We start from the raw sequence: 20,503 nt of genomic DNA, 5'->3' as shown, positions 1-20,503 counted from the left end.
GAAGGTTTGTCGGGGCGTAGGGGAAGGGAGGAAGAGCGATGTTCGAGACCGGGGTCAGGCAGTTCCGGATGGCGATGGGGATGGTGTGGGGGCGGCGGTTCAAACCGCACGTCATCGCGCGCCTGGTCGACGACGCGCTGGCCACGCTGGCCGAGTTCGGCGAGCCGGGCGCCGACGTGCGCCAGCTCATCGAGGGCCCGCTGAACGACCGGGAGGCGCGCCGCCACATGGCCACGCAGGGCGTCAGGCGCACGGCGACCCGGCTGGCCGAGCTGTCGCCTTTCTACGCCAGGCGCCTGGAGGGGATCCGGACGCGGGAGCTGGACGCCGAGGATCTGGGCGGGATCCCGGTGACGGTCAAGGCGGACCTGGTGGCCCGCCCGGCGGAGTTCCTGTGCGAGGGCGTCACGCCACACCTGTCGACCAGGACGACCGGCACGACGGGGAAGCCGGCGGAGATCTGGCTGTCGCGCTACGAGATGGAGCTGTGGCCCGCCATGGGCGCGCTGTCGGCGGTGCTGTCCGACCAGTTGCGGCCGGGCGACGTGATGCAGGTCAACCTGAGCTCCCGGGCGACCGCGGCCGTCCAGCTGGACGTGGCCGGTTGCAGGCTGGCGGGCGCGGGATGCCGCGTGCTCGGCGTCGTGCCGGTGGACGAGGCGCTTGACGCGCTGGCGGACCGGGTGACGCTGTGGACGGCCAGCCCGAGCTACCTGGCCGAGATGGTGGTCGCCGCCCGGCGGCGCGGGATGGGCCCGGACGACTTCCGGCTGCGCGGCGTGTTCTCCGGCGGGGAGGTGCTGTCGTCGAGCGTGGCGGCAGCCGTACGGGAGACGTTCGGAGTAGGCGAGATCCACGACAACTACGGCCTGACCGAGGCGATCCCGGTCACGGCCCGCACCTGCTCGCAGGGGCACCTGCACCACGACATCATCACCGGCCTGGTGGAGTACCTGGACCTGGAGACCGGCGAGCCCGCCGGACCGGGCGCGCTGGCGACCCTGGTGGTCACCCCGTTCTTCCCCTACCGCGACTGCATGCCGGTCTTCCGCTACGACACCCGCGACCTGGTCAGGACCCTCCCCGACCAGGACCTCACCTGCGAGCGGGCGGGGCTGCCCGCCACGAGCCCGATCCTGGGCAAGGCCGACAGGCTCCTGCGCGCGGGCGGCGAGGTGGTGACGCCCAGGGAGCTGGTCGAGGCGGTGGAGGCGCTGCCCACCAGACCGTGGCCGGCCCGGTTCCGGGCGGAGGAGACGGACCAGGGAATCCGGCTCACGCTCCCTGAGTCGGCCGTGGCCGGCTTCGGGGTGGAGGCCGCGAAGAGACAGCTGAACGCCGACATCGTCGTGGTGCCCGACGAGGAGGCCACCACGCTGCGGCTGCTGCGCAGCGACCTGCACGAGACCACGTTCGCCGGAGTCTGAGCTGGAGCCGGAGCCTGACATGACCCTGTTCCCGACGTTCTTCCAGCTGTCGGTCAGCCTCATCGGCGTGACCGCGACGAGCCTGTGCGCGCTGACGTACCTGCGCCGCGTCCGCCTGGAGCGCCCGCCCATCGGCGTGTTCAACGGGCGCGACATCATGATCCTGGTGGTGATCCTGGCCACGCTCCCGCTGGTCTACCTGGCGCTGCCCCGCTGGGCCGTCACCGGCGTGCTCATGGTCACCTTCACCGGGGCGCTGTCCATCGGCTACCGCCCGCTGCTCGCCCCGGCCCGCCTGTGGCTGGGCGTCGGCACGCTGATCGGGCTCAACCTGTATCTGGGGCAGAACGCGCTGGGCACGGTGTTCGGCTGGCAGCTGTTCTGGGCGGAGGGCGACGTCATCATGCTGCTCACCGCCGTCGCCGTGGCCAACCTGTACGTGCAGGGCGGCATGCGGCTGCGCCACGTGGCCTGGTTCGCGCTGGTGCTGGCCGCCTACGACGTCGTCTTCACCGCGGTGTTCCCGCTGACCAACGCGCTGGTCGAGGACTTCCTCGGCTTCCCGCTCGACCCGTCCATGGGCATGCGCATCGGCACCTACAACGCCGCGCTCGGGCTCGGCGACCTGCTCATCTACTCGCTGTTCCTGATCGCCTCCTACAAGGCGTACGGCTGGCGGGGCGGCCGCGTGGCGGCGGCGGTGATCCTGCTGTTCGGTTCCGTGGCGCCGGCGCTGGCGCCGCTGGTCATCAACTTCGTCGACGCCAGGGCCGACATCGTGGTCCCCGCGCAGACCTGGTTCGGCCCGCCCGCGTTCCTGGCCTACCACTGGATGCGCCGCCGCTACGGCCGCGAGCGCACGATGCGGGAGTTCCTGGACTCACAGCAGGGCGCGCGCCAGGGCGGCGACGGGCGGGCGGATGGCCAGGAGTTGCCGCAGGGAGTCCTCGTCGGCCAGTGAGGCGTCGGCCAGCGCCCTGGCCCAGGCGTCGCCGTCGCTGTCCAGCGCGGCCTGCTCCAGCCGGTCCAGGAAGGTGACGCCTGGGTGCGCCTCGCGGGTGAGCGTGGACAGCAGGTGTGGCCAGCCGATCGTGAGCGCGGCCAGCTTGGCCACCGCCTCGCCGCTCGTCCCCTGCCGGGTGCGGTAGGTGATGAAGGAGTAGAAGCGGAACACGTTGAGGTACCGCTTGACCTCGCGCGGGTTGGTGAGCGTGATCCCGGTCAGCACCGATTCGACGGCCCTGCGGGCGTGCTCGTCGCTGTAGAGCTCGGTGAAGACGCGGTCGGCGGCTCGCTTGGCCGCCTCCGACAGCCGCCCCGGCTGGGCTGCGGGCGCGCCGACGGCGACCTGGGCGCGGCGGGCGGCCTCGTCCAGCGTCTCCATCGTCGGGTGGAAGCCGCGGATCACGTTCTCCAGCCGCGCCGCCAGGTCCTCGGGCGGCACGGCGGTCTCGGCGGGACGCCGCGGCGGAGGCGGCGTGCTCAGCAGCGTCTGGATGTAGCCGGGCAGCCGGTCACGCTCGTCTAGCAGCGGCACGCTCAGCGGCAGCTGCACGATCTTCTCCAGGAAGCGCCAGCCCAGCCGCTCGGCGGAGTCGTCCGGCCGCCAGCCCGTCAGGTCCCGGTAGGCCATCCCCACGTGCGCCGCCACCGCCTCCGGCTCCATCGCCAGCACGAACACGCAGTTGGGGAACTCCCCGGCGAGGAACAGGTTGATCGCCTCGATGACGCGGGCCACCGTGCCGGGGGAGCAGCGGTCCAGGTCGTCGACGAAGACGACCAGCGGCTGCTGCTCGCGCGCCACCAGGTCGAGCACCCGCCGCATGTCCCGCAGCACCAGGTGCAGGAACCCGGCCTGGTCCTGGTAGCCGTCGCCGTGGGGGGTGCTGATGCGCCCCAGCGGGTCCGGCTGGCGCACCAGCCAGCCGAACGCCCCGTCGGCCGACTCCGACAGGAACCGCGTCACCCGTACCACCCCGGCTCCCACCGAGGCCACCGCCCCGGTCGCGAGCACCGCGTCGGCCGTACCGCTGAGTGCCGGGATCAGCGCGGAGGCGGCGGCGCAGGCGCCGGTGAGCAGCCCGGTGACCAGCAGCCCGAGCGCCACCGGCGCGAGCCTGGTCAGCGCCAGCCAGTAGAGCCGGCGCCGCACCTCCTCCCGGTCGATGCGGGCCAGGTTGAGCTCCAGCCAGAACCGCTCGCGCTCGGCCCGCGGCAGGCGCCCGGTGACCTGGCTGATGATCTCGTGCGCGAGCCCGGCCCAGACCTGCTCGCCGCTCTGGTACATCCACGGGTTGAACCACACGGTCGGCCGCCACGACGGGTCGGCCGCGGGCTCGGGACTGTCATGCGGCGCCAGCCGCCCGCGCAGCCTGCCCAGCAGGTCCGCGTTGGTGACCAGAGATCCCGTACGGCGGGGCAGCCGCAACCCGCCTCCCGGGTCGAGCAGCGCCTGCACCATCCGCATCAGCGAGGTCTTGCCCGCCCCCCACGGCCCCTTGATGCCGATCGTCAGCGGCGGCAGCGTGTCGGGGTGACGGATGAACGCGGCGATCGCCTCGGCGTAGACGCGGTGCCCGAGCCGGTCGTCCACCGTCCACCGGTCGGAGCTGAGCCGGGTCCTGGGCGGCACCGGGCGGCCCTCGACGCCGCGGCGGCGCAAAATCGCGGACACCGTGCCCGCCTCGGCCGGGTCCAGCTGGCGCAGGCCGTACTCGCGTACGTCGGGATGGGGTGACCCGGCCAGCCCCCAGTACTCCAGCTCACCGAGCGCCGTCCCCGCCTCCCGGGGCAGCAGCGCCGCGGCCAGGTCGGCGCCCAGCGTCTCCTTGTCGGGCAGCAGCGCCGCGCGGCGCAGCAGCGTCCTGGCCGGCTCGCTCAGGTACAGGTCGTGCACCCGGGCCACCAGCTCGGCCGCGGACACGGGCACGTCACGCTCGCCCCGTTCGGCCAGCCGCCGCGCGGTGTGCGGCAGCTCACACTCCTGCGCCGCCTTCCGCCCGGTCGAGACCGGGACGTCCGCGATGTCGCCGTGGCTGAACAGCATCGCCCGCAGGTCGCAGCCCAGGTCCTCGTAGCGGCGCGCGGCCATGCCGTACAGGTCGCCGACCGTCAACGCGTCCTCGCCCGCCAGCAGGCCGTCGGCCAGCACCTCCGTCAGCGAGGGCGCCACCCCGGGACGCAGGCCCCGCGACATCGAGGCGGTGAGCGCTGCGGCGGCCACGGGCGGGTCTCCGGGCACGTTCAGCCGGGCCTGGCCGCCGCCGTCGACCACCCAGCCGAAGTCCACGACCAGCAGCAGCGCCGCCGCGCTCGACTCGCCGAGCACCCGGCCGAACTCCACGATCAGCTCGGCGAACTCACTCGGCGCCCAGGCGGGTCCCGACGGCCACCGGATCACCAGCAGCTCGCCGGGCTCGGCGCCGGCCAGGAAGTCCGGCAGCAGCGGCGGGTCGGCCTCCTCGGTACGCACTTCGAATCCCGACACCCGCAACGCGTGGGCGAAGCGTCGCGGGGCAGGAGTGCCGTCAAGGAAGACCAGCGCCCTGCGCGCTCGGATCACGGGGGCCAGCTGCACAGCTGTCATGAGGCGGAATGTGCCGACCCGGAGCCCCCGGTGGCCGGGGATTTGCGCAGAGTTTGAAGTCCCGAGTCCCTTCTATTCATGTCCACGGGATCGACTAGCGTGGCAAGCACAGGGAGGCTACGAGATGTCGCCAGGATCACTCGCCCTGCCGGGCGGGTTCACCGCGCGGATCGTCGCGCGTTCCGGCCGGAAGGTGGCCGGCCTCACCTGGCATCCCGCGCCCGACGGCGGCGCCTGCTTTCCCGACGGCGACGGCTGGATCTACGTGTCCAACTCCGAGATCCCGCTGCTTGGCGGCGCGTCCGCGATCCGCTTCGCCTCCGACGGCTCCGTCATCGAGGCCTACCGCATCCTGTCCGGCACCGAGCTCAACCGCGCCGGCGGCGCCACCCCGTGGCAGACCTGGCTGTCGGCGGAGGAGACGCACCGTGGGCAGATCTTCGAATGCGACCCGTACGGCTCGCGCGCCGCGCGCCCGCGCCTGGCCATGGGCCGCTTCCGCCACGGCGCCGCCGCCTGCGACCCCGACCGCGAGGTCGTCTACCTGACCGAGGACGAGCCGGACGGCTGCCTGTACCGGTTCGTGCCCGACGACTGGGGCGACCTGACCGAGGGCACGCTCGAGGTGCTGTGCGGGACCGGCGACTGGCGGCGGGTGCCCTCGCCGGCCGCGCTGTCCCTGGCCACCCGCCACCAGGTCGACGGCGCCCGCCACTTCTCCGGCGGCGGCGACTGCCACTACGCCGGCGGGGTCTGCTACTTCACCACCACCGGCACCGGCGGGCTGTGGGCCTACGACGCGGTCACCTCCCGGCTCGAGCGGGTGCGCGACGCGGTCGGCTCGCTCACCTCGGCGCCCACCGGCGAGCTGTACGTCACGCTCGACTCCATGGAGATCGGGGTCGTGACGCCCGACCGGCGGGTGGAGCCTTTCCTGCGGCTGGACGGGCACGACAAGTCGGAGCTGACCGGGCCCGCGTTCTCGCCCGACGGCAGCCGGCTCTACTTCTCCTCCCAGCGCGGCAGGACCGGTGATCTGGCCGGCAGCGACGGCCACACCTTCGAGGTCACCGGCCCGTTCGCCGCCCACTCCGGCCGGCCGGGCGCCACCGGCACCGCACACGCGGCCGCCGGCCGGGTCAGCACGATCACCGCGCCGTAGGCCGGGCGGGGCAGCTGAACCAGGGCCTAGAGGGCGCGCGACCACACCTGCTCGATGACCGGCAGGCCGTTCTCCTCGCCCGGCTCCTCCGACTCCAGCTCGAAACCGGTCGCCTGGTAGATGCTGCGGGCGCCGACCAGGCAGTCGCGCGTCCACAGCATGATCCGCTCGTACCCCTCGCGCCGGGCGTGGGCCAGGCACTCCTCCACCAGGCGCCGCCCCAGGCCCAGCCCGCGGGCGGACGGCTCGACCAGCAGCATCCGCAGCTGGGCGGTGCTGTCGTCCTTGCGCACGCAGAACACGCACCCGGCCCGCTCGCCGCCCACCTCCGCGATCCACCCGGCGTCGGTCGCCGGGTCGTAGGCGCCGACGATGCGCGCCACCAGGCGCTCGAAGTCCAGCCCCCAGCCCCACTCATGCGCGTACAGGGCGCCGTGCCGGTGCACCACCCAGCCCAGGTCGCCCGGCCGCGGCGCCCTGATGACGTACGGCTCGCGCCTGGAAGCCGGTTCGAGCAGGCCGCGGATCGTGGCCATCCCGGCGACCAGGCGCTCCTGGCCTTCCTCCGGCAGGGCGCCGAGCAGCTCCCTGATCGTCTTGGCGGAGCGCTCGTCCAGCTCGGCGAAGACCGCGGATCCGGTGCCGCTGAGCCGTACCAGCTGCTTGCGCGCGTCGGTGGCCGAGCGCTCGCGCTCGATGAGCCCGTCGGACTCGAAGCGGGTCAGGATCCGGCTCAGGTAGCCGGCGTCCAGGTCGAGCATGGCGCGCAGCTCGCCCCTCTCCAGCCGGTCGGCCTGCGCCAGCTCGAACAGCACCCGCACCTCGGTCAGCGAGTAGGGGGAGTCGAGCATCCCGGCCTGGAGTACGCCGATCACCTTCGTATAGAACCGGTTGAACGCCCTGATCTCGGAAACCCTTGCCTCAGTCAACGAACTCATTGACATAGTCAAGCATGAGAGGATCCTCCCTGTGAAGCACCTGTACATCGGCGGCTACGGCCCCGGCATCCTCACCGTCGACGAGGGCCTGACGCCGGTGCCCACCCCCACCTTCCTGGCCGCCCACCCCACGCTGCCGATCCTGTACGCCGTGACCGAACTCGGCGAGGCCGCGATCACCGCCTTCTCGGCTGAGGACGGCCTGACCCTGCTGGAGTCGCGCTCGACCGAGGGCACCATGCCGTGTCACGTGGCCGTGCACCCCTCGGGGGAGCTGCTCGCGGTGGCCAACTACGGCGACGGCACCGCCTTCGTGCAGCGACTGGACGGCGGAGGCGGCTTCGCGGGCGAGCCCATCGTGCTGCGCCACCAGGGCGGCGGCCCGGTCACCGAGCGGCAGGAATGCGCGCACGCCCACCAGGCGGTCTTCCACGACGGCATCCTGCACGTCCCCGACCTGGGCACCGACGAGATCCGCCGCTACACGCTCGAGGGAGAGGCGCTCGAGTCGATCAAGCTGCCGCCCGGCACCGGCCCGCGGCACATCGCCTTCGCAGGGTCCCGCCTCTACGTGGCGGGAGAGCTCGACGGCATCGTCACGATGATCGACGGCGAGAGCACCACCGGCACCCTGGCGTCCAGGAAGGACGGGGTGAACCACCCCTCGCACCTGGAGCTGAACGGCGGGTTCGTCTACGTGGCCAACCGCGGCCCCGACACGATCTCCGTCTTCGACGCCGCCGACCTGTCGCCCGTCGCCGAGGTGCCCGCCGGCGGCGAATGGCCCCGCCACTTCGCCATCGACGGTGACACCCTCTACGTGGCCAACCAGCACTCCAACGCCGTCGTCCTCTTCACGCTGAAGGACGGCGTCCCCGAGCCCACCGGCCGGGAGATCCCCGTGGAAGCTCCCGGTTGCGTCCTGCCCTGGTAATCGCTCGGTTAAGCGCTGGGCGGCGGGGATGAAGCCTCGGACAACATGGCGCCGTGCGTAAGATCCTGGCCGCCCTGGTGCTGCTCGTGACCGGCTGCAGCCCCGCCGCCGTGGCCCCCGCCCCGTCTCCCGCCCGCCCCGTCGCCACCGTCACCGCCGGCCCGTCGTTCGCCGCCGCGACCGATCGGCACGTGCCGTGGCGCATCACCAGGCGGGGCGCCCAGCACGAGATCGAGGGCTACGCCGACAAGGTCAGCGTCCTGCCCGGCGAGAGCTTCCAGCTGCACGTCTCCACGGCCGCGCCGACCTTCACCGCCCGCGCCTTCCGCATGGGCGCCAATGTCACCCAGGTCTGGCAGTCGCCCCAGGTCAAGGGCGTACGGCAGGCCAAGGCGAGAACCGTGCACGGCACGGTGACCGCAGCCGCGTGGAAGCCGACGCTCACCGTCACCACCGACGGCTGGCCGGAGGGCGCCTACCTGATCAGGCTGGACGCCTCCAGCGGCGCCCAGCGGTACGTGCCCATCACCGTCAGGTCGGCCTCCACCGCCGGCAAGGTCGTGCTCGTCAACGCCGTCGCCACCTGGCAGGCCTACAACACGTGGGGCGGGCGCGACCTGTACAAGGGACCCGGCGGATTCGCCGACCGCTCGCGCGTGGTGAGCTTCGACCGGCCCTACGACACCTCCGGCGCCCGGATGTTCCTCGACTTCGAAAAGGACGCCATCGAGCAGGCCGAGCGCAGCAAGGTCCCGCTGGCCTACCTGACCAGTTACGACCTCAAGCCCGGCACCCTGGACGGCGCCAAGGCGATGGTCTCGCTCGGCCACGACGAGTACTGGACGCCCGCCATGCGCGAGACCGTCACCAAGGCCCGCGACCACGGCGTCAACCTGGCCTTCCTCGGCGCCAACGCGGTCTACTGGAAGATCGCGCTCACCGGCAGGACCGTGGCGTGCGACAAGGAGGTCAAGTGCCCGCTGTGGCGCGCCGCCAAGCCGGAGAGCGCGCTGGTCGGGCAGATGTACGACTGCTTCCCCGCCGACGCCGCCTACGTGGTGCGCAAGCCGTCCCACTGGATCTTCCAGGGCACCCGCGGCACCCGCTTCCCCGGGATGGTGGGCCCGGAGACCGACAAGCTCTCGTCCGCCTCGCCCGGGAACGTCGAGGTGCTGGCCCAGTCGCCGCTCAGCTGCGGCGGGCGGCCCACGGTCAGCGACACCACGTACTACACCGCGCCCAGCGGCGCCGGAGTGTTCGCCTCCGGCACGATGCGCTGGGTGTGCGCGATGCGGGGCAGGCGATGCGGCCACGGCGTCACCGACGCGGCGGCCGCCTTCACCCGCAGGGCGACCACGAACCTGCTGACCAGGTTCGCCAGAGGACCGGTTGGATCGCTCTAACCCCTGTTGCGGAGCAACTCCTCGAGCAGCCGCTTGATCTCGCGCTCGGCGCCGGCCTTGTCGACGCCGAGCCCGTTCAGCACGATCGTCACCGGGCTTTCCCCCACGGACAGGATGCCGAGCAGGATGTGCTCGGTGCCGACGTAGTTGTGCCCCAGCCGCAGCGCCTCGCGCAGCGTCAGCTCCAGCACCTTCTTGCTCTGCGCGGCGAACGGCGGCTTCTCCGGGGGGCTCTCGGCGGCCGGGTCGAGCGTGTTGACGGTGGCCTCCCTGACCACCGACAGATCGGCGCCGAGGGCCTGCATCGACCTGGCGGCCAGCGCCTCCGGCTCGTGCAGCAGCCCGAGCACGAGATGGCCGACGCCGATGTGGTCGCTGCCCGCGTTGATGGCCTCGTTCTGGGCTTCGACGATCACATGCCGGGCCCGGTCGGTGTAGCGGGCGTAGGCCCGCAGCGCCTCGGACAGCGGGATGTCGCCGGAGCCCTCCTTGGGCACGAACCGCTTCTGCGCCGCCTGCTTGGTCACCCCCATGCTCCGCCCGATGTCGGTCCACGAGGCGCCGGCGTGCCGCGCACGGTCGACGAAGTGCCCGATCAGGTGGTCGGCCACCTCGCCCAGATGCTCCCCCAGCTCCACGGCGTCGGACAGCTCCCCGAGCGGGTCGCCGCTGGGGTGGCGACCCTTGATCGCCTTGATGAGATCGTCGAGACGAACTGTAGCTTCCATGCGTCAACCATAAGTTGACGTTGAGCTGTCGTCAACCTTGAGTTGACGCTTCTCTGGGCTGGTGGGTGGTGGCGAGGGAGACGGCGTGGCGCCAGTGGGTGTAGGCGGTGTCGTCGCGGGGGCCGGGGGTGAAGCGGCGGTCCAGGTGCCAGGTCTTGCGGAGTTCTTCCTGGGTGGACCAGACGCCCGCTCCCAGGCCCGCCAGGAAGGCGGCGCCGAGGGCGGTGGTCTCCTGGATGACCGGCCGTTCGACCGGCACGCCGAGCTGGTCCGCCTGGAGTTGCATGAGCAGGTCGTTGGAGCTGGCGCCGCCGTCCGCCTTGAGGACCGAGATGGGCGGGGTCGCCTCCACCACGTCGCGCACCTCGAAGGCGATGGCCTCCAGGGTGGCGCGGACGAGGTGGGCCCGGGTCGTGCCCCGGGTGATGCCCGAGATGAGACCGCGGGCCCGCGGGTCCCAGTGCGGCGCGCCGAGCCCCGTGAGGGCCGGGACGAAGACCACGCCGCCGCTGTCGGGAACCGTGCGGGCGATGGCCTCCGACTCGGGCGCGGTGCCGATGAGGCCGAGGCCGTCGCGCAGCCACTGGACCGCCGCGCCGGTGACGAAGACGGAGCCCTCCAGGGCGTAGGTGACCTCGCCGGAGGGCGTCTGCCAGGCGACGGTGGTCAGCAGCCCGGCGTCCGGGCGGACGATCTCGCCGCCGGTGTTGACCAGGATGAACGAGCCCGTGCCGTAGGTGCACTTGACGTCGCCCACGCCGAAGCACGTCTGACCGAACAGCGCGGCCTGCTGGTCGCCCGCCACCCCGCTGATCGGCACCGACAGCCCGAGGAAGGCCGACGGGTCGGTGGTCCCGATGGGGCCGTAGTTGGGCACGATCTCCGGCAGCGCGTCCATCGGCACGCCGAGCAGGTCGCACAGCCACGGATCCCAGGAACGCGAGGCCAGGCCGTACAGCAGGGTGCGGGAGGCGTTGGACGGGTCGGTGACGTGGCGCGCGCCCGCCGTGAGCCGCGCGATCAGGTAGGAGTCCACCGTCCCGACGGCGGTGTTCCCCGACACGACCCCGGACCACACCGACGGCGCGTTCTCCGCGAGCCAGGTGAGCTTGGTGCCCGTGAAGTAGGGGTCGAGGCGGAGCCCGGTCAGCGTGGAGACCCGCTCCTCGTGCGGAAGGAGCCGTTCGCAGATGCCCGCCGTACGGCGGTCCTGCCAGACGATCGCGCGGCACGGCGCGGCGAGCGTGCGCCGGTCCCACAGCACGGCCGTCTCGCGCTGGTTGGTGATGCCCACGCAGGAGGGCGGCGAGGAGGCGCCGCGCAGCGCCATGCCGCATGCTGAAAGCGTGGCCTGCCAGATGTCCTCAGGGTTGTGCTCGACCCAGCCTGGACGGGGGAAGTGCTGGGCGAACTCCTCGTATCCCCTGGACTCGACCCTGCCGTCCTCGGTAACGATCAGGGCTGTGACTCCAGTTGTTCCTGCGTCGATCGACAACACGCCCACGCATTCTCCCCTATGGTCTAGACCACTGCCCGCGACGCCGGGCACAATGCGATTCTGGTCGTGAACCCCATCGGGAGGAACCCGCCATGCGTATTGGAGTGCTCACCGGGGGCGGCGACTGCCCCGGTCTCAATGCTGTCATCAGAGCCGTGGTGCGGAAGGGGGTGAGCGTCTACGGTCACGAGTTCGTCGGCTACCGCGACGGCTGGCGCGGGCCGCTCGAGGGCGACACGATGCCGCTCGACATCCAGGCCGTGCGCGGCATCCTGCCACGAGGCGGCACCATTTTGGGATCCTCGCGGACGAACCCGATCAAGATCGAGGGCGGCGTCGACCGCATCAAGGAGAACCTGGCCTCGACCGGCGTCGACGCGCTCATCGCGATCGGCGGCGAGGACACCCTCGGCGTGGCCAATCAGCTTTACGACCGCGGCGTCAACGTCGTGGGCGTGCCCAAGACGATCGACAACGACCTGTCGGGCACGGACTACACCTTCGGCTTCGACACCGCGGTCAACATCGCGATGGAGGCCATCGACCGCCTGCACACCACCGCCGAGTCGCACCACCGGGCGCTGATCTGCGAGGTGATGGGCCGCCACGCGGGCTGGATCGCGCTGCACGCGGGCATGGCCGGCGGCGCCAACGTCATCCTCATCCCGGAGAAGCCCTTCGACATCGACCGTGTCTGCGAGTACGTCGAGTCGCGCTTCCGCACCCGCTACTCGCCGATCCTGGTGGTCGCCGAGGGTGCCCATCCGGTCGAGGGCCAGATGGAGCTGCAGGCCAGCGAGCTCGACGCGTTCGGTCACGTACGGCTGGGCGGCATCGGCGAGATGCTCGCCAAGGAGATCGAGAAGCGCACCGGCAAGGAGGCCCGCACCACCGTGCTCGGCCACATCCAGCGCGGCGGCACCCCGACGGCCTACGACCGGGTGCTGGCCACCCGCTTCGGCCTGCAGGCCATCGACGCCGCCCACGAGGGCGACTACGGCAAGATGGTCGCGCTGCGCGGCACGGACATCGTCAGGGTCAGCCTGGCCGAGGCCACCGCCGAGCTCAAGACCGTCCCCGTCGAGCGCTACGCCGAGGCGGAGGTCTTCTTCGGCTAGCTGTAAGCGACTTGCAAGCGGCCGGCCGTACCTTCTGATGCAGCGGGGGCAACCCGCATCGGTGGTACGGCTCGCGCCGCGGCGAGTCGGCGGCCCACTACGTGGCGCGAGCCGTACCTGCTCATATAGCTCAACCGCGGGGCGTGCCGAAGAGATCGACTTCCGGCGCGCCCTCGTCGTGCCGGCCGTAGCGCGCCTCCGCGCGCAGTTCCTTCTCCGAGGGCGACAGGATGACCAGGAGCAGCAGCCCGACGGTGACGACGCTGATGCCGACGATGAGCGGCAGCAGGAAGTCGATCGCCTGCGAGCCGGGGATCGGGCCCGACACGGCGTGCACCTCGGCCGACAGCGCGTACATGCCGCTGTAGTGCATGCCGGAGACCGCCACGCCCATCACCAGGGCCGCCAGGCCGATCCTGAGGGCGCCGCTGACCCGCAGCGTGAACCAGAGCGCGACCGTGGCCGCGGCGATGGCGATCAGCACCGACAGCGTCACCATGACCGGGTCGTAGCTCACGTGCCCCGACAGGTTGACCGCGGCCATGCCCAGGTAGTGCATGCCCGCCACGCCCAGCCCCGTCAGGATCCCGCCGCCGGCCAGCAGGAGCGGGCTGTCGCCGGCGTGGTTGGCCAGGAAGAGGCCGGCGCCCACCACGACCACGGCGATCAGCGCCGAGGCCGCGGTCAGGGGGACGTCGTAGCGGATCACGGTGCCCTGCACCGCGAAGCCCAGCATGGCGATGAAGTGCATCGTCCAGATGCCGGTGCCGCCGATCGCCAGGGCGGCGCCCGCCAGCCAGAAGGCGCCCTCCCGGCCGCCGACCACGCGGGCGCGGGAGGTGAGCATCAGGCCGAGCATGGAGCCCACGCTGGACATCGCATAGGCGAGGACGGGCGTCAGGAGCCCGTGCGAGAAGTGATCGATCGGCGCCATGCGCACACGTCCCTTGTCTCCGCGGCTGGGGCGCGGCTAAGGGAGTATGTGCGGTGGAAGTTGGAAAGCGCAACTATCTTCTGCGGCGGGCCATCTGCGGGTGCGGCTGCGGGACCGGTGCGGGGTAGGTGACCTGCTGTTGTGTGCTGCGTCTGCGCAGCTCGAGGCGGGCCAGCAGCTCGGCGTCCTCGTGCAACTCCTCCTCCGAGGGCGACAGGATGACCATGAGCAGCATGGTCAGCGTGATGAGGCTGATCACGGTCATCAGCGGGACCAGGAAGTCCAGCGCGTCGGCGCCCGCCACCGGCTGCGGCTGGGGGTCCAGGGTGACGCGCATCGCGAACATGCCCGTGTAGTGCATGCCGGAGACCGCCACGCCCATCACCAGCGCGGCGGCGGTGATCCAGATGGGCTTCTTGACCCGCAGGGTGAACCAGAGCGCCACGGTGGCGGCGACCACGGCGATGAGGACCGAGGCGGCCACGGTGATGCGGTCGTAGGCGACGTGGGCGGACATGTTCATCGCGTACATGCCCAGGTAGTGCATGCTGGCCACGCCCAGCCCCGTGAGCAGGCCGCCGCCCAGCAGGGCCAGGACGCGGCCCCGGCCGTAGGAGACGAGGAACAGGCCGGTGCCGACCACGACGATCGCCACCAGCGCGGAGGCCGCCGTGAGCGGCACGTCGTACTTGATCTGGGTGCCCTGCATCTCGAAGCCCATCATGGCGATGAAGTGCATGACCCAGATCCCGGTGCCGCCGATGGAGATGGCCGCGCCGAGCAGCCAGCGCATCCTGGAGGCGCCCCGCGAGGCGTGAGCCTGAGCGGTCAGCCGCAAACCGAGCATCGAACCCATGCACGACATCACGTAGGCGAGGACCGGCGTGAGCAGGCCGTGGGTGAAATGATTCATATGTCCGGAAATCCTTGCATTTGGGGGTTACCGGATTCTGTCAGGAGTGCTGACCAATTCGCATGGATACCTCCACTATCTGTCAACCAGGTCTGTCCGAAAATGTGAGAAAGATTCATGGGTATCGAGGGGCCGTTCTGGCGAGCCATCGCCGTGTTCCGCGTGGCGTCGCTGGTGTACGCGGGGGTGCTGATGGCCCAGCACTCTGGATACGCTCAGCCGTACACGGGCTGGCTGGTCATCGGTGTCATGGCGTTGTGGACCGCGGCCGCCACGTTCGCCTACTCGATCCAGGCGCTGCGCCGGTGGCCGCTGCTGGCGCTCGACCTGGCGGTGACGCTGGGGTGCCTGCTGGCCTCGCCGGACGTCCAGGGAGTCCAGCACGGCGAGGTCGGGACCATGCCGGTGCCCGCGACCTGGGTGGCGGGTCCGGTCCTGGCCTGGGCCGTGTACGGCGGGCGGCGCGCGGGAGCCGTCTGCGCGGGCGTCGTGGCCGCCGCGGACCTGTGGTTACGCGTCCGCTCCCACGACGCGCCCGTGCTGCTCAACGGCGCGGTGCTGCTGTTCATGGCCGGGATCGTGGTCGGCCATGTCGCCCGGCATGCCAAGCGGGCCGAGGAACGCATGCAGCAGGCCGCCGAGCTGGAGGCCGCCCAGCGCGAACGTGAACGCCTGGCCCGCGGCATCCACGACTCGGTCCTGCAGGTGCTGGCGATGGTGCAGCGGCGAGGTCAGGAGATCGGCGGCGAGGCGGCCGAACTCGGGCGGCTGGCCGGGGAGCAGGAGGCGGCGCTGCGCGAGCTCATCGCGCTGCGGCCCGTCGCCTCCGGCACCGCCGACCTGCGGCCGCTCCTGATGAGGTACGGCACGGCCGCCGTGACCGTCTCGACCCCTGCCACGCCGCTGGTTCTGGCCGGCGAGGCGGCAGCGGAGACGGCGGCGGCCGTCGGCGCCGCGCTGGACAACGTCCGGCTCCACTGCGGCCCCACGGCCCGTGCGTGGGTCTTCGCCGAGTCGGCCGACGGCACGATCACGGTCACCGTCCGCGACGAGGGTCCAGGCATTCCCACCGGCCGCCTCGAGCAGGCACGGACCGAGGGCCGCCTCGGCATCGCCCAGTCCATCCTCGGCCGCGTCGAAGCCCTGGGCGGGCACGTCTCGATCTCGTCGTCCCCCGACGGCACGGAGGTGGAGATCACGGTCCCGGACCCCGCCAGGACGTGACGGCGGTGCGTAGGGTGGGGGCATGGTGCGGGTGATGGTGGTGGATGATCATCCGATGTGGCGCGATGCCGTGGCCAGGGATCTCACCGAGGCCGGCTACGAGGTGGTGGCGGCCGTGGGGGAGGGGCGGCAGGCGGTCCGGGTGGCGGCGGCCGTACGACCCGACGTGGTGGTGCTCGACCTGCAGCTGCCCGACATGTCCGGCGCGGAGGTCGCCAGAGGGATGGCGGAGGGGCCGCGGATCCTGGTGCTGTCGGCCAGCGCCGAGCACGACGACGTCCTGGAGGCGGTGAAGGCGGGCGCGTCCGGATATCTGGTGAAATCGGCGAGCCGGGAGGAGTTCCTGGAGGCCGTCCAGCGGACCGCCGAGGGCGACGCCGTGTTCACGCCCGGGCTGGCGGGTCTGGTGCTGGGGGAGTACCGGAGGCTGGCGGCCGGAGCCCGGCAGGAGGAGGGGCCGCGGCTGACCGAGCGGGAGACCGAGGTGCTGCGCCTGGTCGCCAAGGGGCTGTCCTACCGCCAGATCGCCGACCGGCTGGTCCTGTCGCACCGCACCGTGCAGAACCACGTACAGAACACCCTCGGCAAACTCCAGCTCCACAACCGCGTCGAGCTCGTCCGGTACGCGATCGAGCAGGGCCTCGACGAGGACTAAACTCTGTAGGTCGAAAGCCATTGACCCCCGGAGGTTCCACCATGACGATGTCCGCCCTGGGCGAGCCGTGCGTTCTGCTCAAGCTGGGCGAGATCGTCCTGAAAGGCAAGAACCGCGAGCTCTTCGAACGGCGCCTGATCGGCAACATCCGTGAGGCGCTCAAGGAGTTCGACTTCACCGTCGACGTGCGCAAGCGACACGGCGTGATCGCGATCTTCCTCCCTCAGGGCAGCGCCGCCGAGCGGGCCGACGCCGTGGCGCAGCGGGTCGCCGACGTGCCGGGGCTGGTGTGGATCCACAGCGCCTGGCAGGTCCCCAAGGATCCCGACACCGTGCTCAAGGCGGGGCTCGAGCTCTTCCGCGACCGTAACCCCGCCACCTTCGCCGTCAGATCCCGCCGCCGCGACAAGCGCTTCCCCATGCACTCCAACGAGCTCGACCGCCTGGTGGGCGGCGCCATCAACGACGAGTACGCCATCCCTGTCGACCTGAAGCACCCGGGGCTGACCCTGCACATCGAGGTCGACCGCGACGAGGTGTTCATGTTCACCGACGGGCTGCCCGGCCAGGGCGGGCTCCCGGTCGGCAGCAGCGGGCGGGCCCTGGTGCTCATGTCGGGCGGCATCGACTCCCCGGTGGCCGCCTACCGGATGATGCGCCGCGGGCTGCACGTGGACTTCCTGCACTTCTCCGGCATCCCGTTCACCACGTCGGAGTCCATCTACAAGGCGTACGCGCTGGTCCGCAAGCTCGACCGCTTCCAGGGGAAGTCGCGGCTGTGGGTGGTGCCGTTCGGCAAGGCGCAGCAGTCGATCCGCACCTCGGGGCAGGACCGGCTGGCCGTGATCGCGCAGCGGCGGCTCATGCTCAAGACCGCCGAGGAGGTCGCCCACCGCATCAAGGCGCACGCCCTGATCACCGGCGACGCGCTCGGCCAGGTGTCGTCGCAGACGCTGGCCAACATCACCGCGCAGGACCACGCCGTCGAGATGCCGATCCTGCGGCCGCTGGTCGGCTGGGACAAGACGGAGATCATGGCCGAGGCCCGCCGCATCGGCACGCTGGAGATCTCCGAGCTGCCCGACGAGGACTGCTGCACCCTGCTGGCCCCCAAGCGCGCCGAGACCCGCGCCAAGATCGAGGACCTCAAGCTGATCGAGAAGCGGCTCGACGCCGAGGAACTGGCGGTCCAGCTGGCCGACTCCATCCAGGAATACACGCTCTAACCTGGCGCTAACCAGGGGGTCCACTAGCCTGCTCCCCGGGGGTGGTCGTCAGTGGACCTACTGGGCCTGCCGGCGCTGATCGGGGTGATCACGCTTGCCGTGCTGGTGACCGTAGTGAGTCTGGTGGTGTGGAAGCGGCTGCGGGGGCCGGCCGTCGTGCAGGTGCTGCAGCGGCTGCTGCTGATCCTGCTGTGCCAGGTCACGGCGCTGGCCGTGGTCGGCGTGAGCGTCAACAGGCAGTACGAGTTCTACGCCACGTTCGGCGAGTTCCTCAACGAGAACAGCGCCCAGGCCGCGCCGCCACCACAGCAGCAGCACGTGATCGACCCGCCGTCCGCGGCCAGCACGGTCAAGTTCGTCCCCTACGGCAACGACGGCGTGCGGGTGGCCACGGTCTCCGGGCCCGTCAGCGGGATCAGGGCGCAGGTGTACGTGTGGGTGCCGCCGCAGTACAAGGCCGACCGCACCAAGCGCTTCCCGGTCGTCGAACTGCTGCCTGGCTTTCCCGGGCCGGCGCACAACTGGTTCACGATGATGAACGTCACCAAGCTGATGGCCCAGGAGGCCAACCCGGCGATCCTCGTGTCGGTCACCACGCAGGTCCGCAGCGGGCAGGACGCCGACTGCACCGACCTGCCCGGCGGACCGCAGGTGCAGACCTGGGTGGCCACCGACGTGCGGCGCATGGTCGAATCCGCCTTCCGTACCACGCGCGACAGGCGCGGCTGGGCGACCATGGGCTACTCGGAGGGCGGCTACTGCGCGGTCAAGGTGGCGGTGCAGCACCCGCGCGACTTCTCCGCCGCGGTCAGCCTGTCGGGCTACCTCACGCCCACGGCGCCCGCGGTCACCCGCTCGCCCCGCCTGCTGGCGGCCAACGACATGCTCAAGGTCCTCGGCCGGCGCCATCCCCGGGTCTCCCTGCTGGCCATGGCCACCCGCCAGGACGCCGCCACGGCCATGGACGTCTCGCGCCTGCGCTCGGTCGCCAAGTCCCCGACCCAGGTCTTCTCGAGCATCCTGGCCGCCGGCGGCCACAACTACGGCGTCTGGAACGCCATGCTCCCCCAAGCAGTCTCCTGGCTCACCGCCCACCTATCTGCAGCTTGATCGCTGGCGTAAGGGCGGTCTTGCCGTACGAGGAAAGCGATTAAGGAGCCTCCACCTTGAACGGGTCGTGCTCGGTGAGGAGTTTGTCGAGGCGGGCCTGGTCGACGCGGTTGGTGACGTCGGAGAGTTCCTGTCTGTCGCGGACGACCTTGGCCAGGGTGAAGGCCGAGGTGACGACGTAGAGGATGCCCAGCGCGAGGAAGGCGCGGACCCAGGCGCTCGCCGGCAGGTAGACCAGGGCGATCGCGACCGCCCCGAGCGAGATGGCGAACGACAGGATCGCCTGGGCGTAGTAGGCGGTCGTCAGCGTGGGGTGAATGGGCTTACTCATGCCGCCAATCGTCGCGTCGGGCGAAATATCGGCGCATGGGGTGGAGTACTTAAGTTACTCGTGAGTACGGCGGGCGAGGGGCGCGGCATCGCCCGCCGTACGAAATCGATAGCCCATGTCAGACGGACATCGAGGCGGCAGCCGTCTTGCCCAGCAGCGGCGGCAGGTCGCGCAGGACCTGCGCCAGCGCCCCGAGGTCCTCGCGCACCAGCGCCTGCGGCCCGTCACACAGGGCGAGCTCCGGCTGCGGATGCACGTCGATGATCACGCCGTCGGCGCCCACCGCGATCGCCGCGCGGGTCAGCGGGAGCACCAGGTCACGACGCCCGCCCGAATGCGACGGGTCGATGATCACCGGCAGGTGCGACAGGCGTTGCGCGGTCGGCACCGCCGAGACGTCCAGCGTGTTGCGGGTGGCCGTCTCGAAGGTCCTGATGCCGCGCTCGCACAGCACGATGTCCAGGTTGCCGCGCTGGGCGATGTACTCGGCCGCCATCAGCCACTCCTCGATCGTGGCGTTCATGCCGCGCTTGAGCATCACCGGCTTGCCCGCCGCGCCGACCGCCTGCAGCAGCGCGAAGTTCTGCGCGTTGCGGGTGCCGACCTGGAGCATGTCGGCGTAGGGGGCGACGAGGTCGACGTCGTGGGCGTCCACGACCTCGGTGACGATGGGCAGGCCGGTCTCCGCGCGCACGTCGGCCAGGATCCGCAGGCCCTTCTCGCCCAGGCCCTGGAAGGCGTACGGCGAGGTGCGGGGCTTGTAGGCGCCGCCGCGCAGCAGGGTCGCGCCGGCCTCCTGGGCCATCCTGGCCGCGTCCAGCGTCTGCTCCGGCGTCTCCACCGCGCACGGCCCGGCGATCAGCGTCACCGTGTCCGGGCCGATCGGCACGCCGCCGACGTGCACCACCGAGCGGTCCGGGTGGTTCTCCCTGCTCACCAGCTTGTAGGGGGTCGAGACGCGCATGACGTCCCTGACACCCGGCATGCCGCGCAGGCCGGTCGCGTCGAGCTGGGTGACGTCGCCCACCAGCCCGACGATCGTGCGCTGGACGCCCCTGCTGACGAAGGCCTCGACGCCGGCCGCCTGGACGACCGCCACGATGGCATCGACGTCGTCCTGTGTGGCCTCCCGGCCCATCACGATCACCATGTTGACCTCTCTCTGTCGGGAAAAAGCAGAAGGCCCCGGGTCCTGTGGACCCGGGGCCTTCTGTTCGCCTGTGTGCTAGCGCAGCCTCACATGGCGAGCGGAACCGGGTCCGTCGCCATACCAAAACAGGAATGCGCTGTGCATAGTCCGCAATAGTAGCGCACCC

General features: G+C 71.3%; 18 protein-coding genes. 10 read left to right on the top strand and 8 right to left on the bottom strand.

Going from position 1 to position 20,503, the window contains the following annotated elements; all coding sequences use genetic code 11:
* The first annotated feature begins 38 nt into the window (after positions 1–38).
* A complete protein-coding gene (locus ACIBHX_RS11700) occupies positions 39–1,427 on the top strand; it encodes a phenylacetate--CoA ligase family protein (RefSeq protein ID WP_397066607.1) in 1,389 nt (462 codons plus the stop codon).
* A 19-nt stretch (positions 1,428–1,446) separates the two neighbouring features.
* Entirely contained in the window at positions 1,447–2,388 is a 942-nt protein-coding gene (locus ACIBHX_RS11695) for a hypothetical protein (RefSeq protein WP_397066606.1), read from the top strand.
* On the opposite strand, the gene ACIBHX_RS11690 is transcribed toward ACIBHX_RS11695, so the two are convergent.
* Entirely contained in the window at positions 2,308–5,013 is a 2,706-nt protein-coding gene (locus ACIBHX_RS11690; RefSeq protein WP_397066604.1) for a P-loop NTPase fold protein, read from the bottom strand. The two genes, ACIBHX_RS11695 and ACIBHX_RS11690, sit on opposite strands and share 81 nt — an antisense overlap.
* Positions 5,014–5,137: 124 nt before the next feature.
* Between ACIBHX_RS11690 and ACIBHX_RS11685 the strand changes: the two genes are divergently transcribed.
* A complete protein-coding gene (locus ACIBHX_RS11685) occupies positions 5,138–6,175 on the top strand; it encodes an alkaline phosphatase PhoX (RefSeq protein WP_397066603.1) in 1,038 nt (345 codons plus the stop codon).
* A 26-nt stretch (positions 6,176–6,201) separates the two neighbouring features.
* On the opposite strand, the gene ACIBHX_RS11680 is transcribed toward ACIBHX_RS11685, so the two are convergent.
* Entirely contained in the window at positions 6,202–7,113 is a 912-nt protein-coding gene (locus tag ACIBHX_RS11680; protein WP_397066601.1) for a GNAT family N-acetyltransferase, read from the bottom strand.
* Between the two features lie 31 nt (positions 7,114–7,144).
* On the opposite strand from ACIBHX_RS11680, the gene ACIBHX_RS11675 reads away from it, so the two are divergent.
* Complete coding sequence (locus ACIBHX_RS11675; protein ID WP_397066600.1) at positions 7,145–8,047, top strand: lactonase family protein; 903 nt, start codon at positions 7,145–7,147, stop codon at positions 8,045–8,047.
* 53 nt (positions 8,048–8,100) lie between these two features.
* The gene (locus tag ACIBHX_RS11670; RefSeq protein ID WP_397066598.1) at positions 8,101–9,450 is read left to right on the top strand and encodes a N,N-dimethylformamidase beta subunit family domain-containing protein; all 1,350 of its coding nucleotides are present in this window, start codon (positions 8,101–8,103) and stop codon (positions 9,448–9,450) included.
* On the opposite strand, the gene ACIBHX_RS11665 is transcribed toward ACIBHX_RS11670, so the two are convergent.
* Positions 9,447–10,178 (bottom strand): Clp protease N-terminal domain-containing protein, encoded by a 732-nt coding sequence (locus tag ACIBHX_RS11665; protein WP_397066596.1) that lies wholly within the window; start codon positions 10,176–10,178, stop codon positions 9,447–9,449. The two genes, ACIBHX_RS11670 and ACIBHX_RS11665, sit on opposite strands and share 4 nt — an antisense overlap.
* Before the next feature lie 31 nt (positions 10,179–10,209).
* Positions 10,210–11,682 carry an FGGY family carbohydrate kinase gene (locus tag ACIBHX_RS11660; protein WP_397066594.1) on the bottom strand — a complete coding sequence of 491 codons (1,473 nt, stop codon included), beginning with the start codon at positions 11,680–11,682 and terminating at the stop codon, positions 10,210–10,212.
* An 86-nt stretch (positions 11,683–11,768) separates the two neighbouring features.
* Here ACIBHX_RS11660 and ACIBHX_RS11655 point away from each other — a divergent pair, with 86 nt between their 5' ends.
* Positions 11,769–12,794, top strand: coding sequence for a 6-phosphofructokinase (locus ACIBHX_RS11655; RefSeq protein ID WP_397066592.1), 1,026 nt, complete (start codon positions 11,769–11,771; stop codon positions 12,792–12,794).
* A 130-nt stretch (positions 12,795–12,924) separates the two neighbouring features.
* On the opposite strand, the gene ACIBHX_RS11650 is transcribed toward ACIBHX_RS11655, so the two are convergent.
* Positions 12,925–13,728, bottom strand: a complete 804-nt coding sequence (locus ACIBHX_RS11650; RefSeq protein ID WP_397066591.1) for an MHYT domain-containing protein — start codon at positions 13,726–13,728, stop codon at positions 12,925–12,927.
* 73 nt (positions 13,729–13,801) lie between these two features.
* Positions 13,802–14,641, bottom strand: coding sequence for an MHYT domain-containing protein (locus ACIBHX_RS11645; RefSeq protein ID WP_397066589.1), 840 nt, complete (start codon positions 14,639–14,641; stop codon positions 13,802–13,804).
* A gap of 117 nt (positions 14,642–14,758) precedes the next feature.
* Between ACIBHX_RS11645 and macS the strand changes: the two genes are divergently transcribed.
* From macS to ACIBHX_RS11625, 4 genes are read left to right on the top strand one after another with little or no spacing between them, the layout of a single operon-like run.
* Entirely contained in the window at positions 14,759–15,865 is a 1,107-nt protein-coding gene (macS, locus tag ACIBHX_RS11640) for a MacS family sensor histidine kinase (RefSeq protein WP_397066587.1), read from the top strand.
* 22 nt (positions 15,866–15,887) lie between these two features.
* Entirely contained in the window at positions 15,888–16,520 is a 633-nt protein-coding gene (locus ACIBHX_RS11635; RefSeq protein ID WP_397066585.1) for a response regulator, read from the top strand.
* Between the two features lie 41 nt (positions 16,521–16,561).
* Complete coding sequence (gene thiI / locus ACIBHX_RS11630; protein WP_397066583.1) at positions 16,562–17,746, top strand: tRNA uracil 4-sulfurtransferase ThiI; 1,185 nt, start codon at positions 16,562–16,564, stop codon at positions 17,744–17,746.
* 51 nt (positions 17,747–17,797) lie between these two features.
* A complete protein-coding gene (locus ACIBHX_RS11625; protein WP_397066582.1) occupies positions 17,798–18,856 on the top strand; it encodes an alpha/beta hydrolase in 1,059 nt (352 codons plus the stop codon).
* Positions 18,857–18,896: 40 nt separating this feature from the next.
* On the opposite strand, the gene ACIBHX_RS11620 is transcribed toward ACIBHX_RS11625, so the two are convergent.
* Together ACIBHX_RS11620 and aroF are read right to left on the bottom strand one after the other, a co-directional pair.
* Positions 18,897–19,187: a YiaA/YiaB family inner membrane protein gene (locus ACIBHX_RS11620; RefSeq protein ID WP_397066580.1), complete on the bottom strand. Its 291-nt coding sequence runs from the start codon at positions 19,185–19,187 to the stop codon at positions 18,897–18,899.
* 118 nt (positions 19,188–19,305) lie between these two features.
* Positions 19,306–20,337 (bottom strand): 3-deoxy-7-phosphoheptulonate synthase, encoded by a 1,032-nt coding sequence (gene aroF / locus ACIBHX_RS11615; protein WP_397066578.1) that lies wholly within the window; start codon positions 20,335–20,337, stop codon positions 19,306–19,308.
* Positions 20,338–20,503: the final 166 nt, after the last annotated feature.

Source organism: Nonomuraea sp. NPDC050536 (assembly GCF_044457685.1).
Taxonomy (GTDB): Bacteria; Actinomycetota; Actinomycetes; order Streptosporangiales; family Streptosporangiaceae; genus Nonomuraea.
The sequence above is the reverse complement of the archived record's forward strand: the minus strand, read 5'-3'. Positions and strand labels throughout refer to the sequence as shown.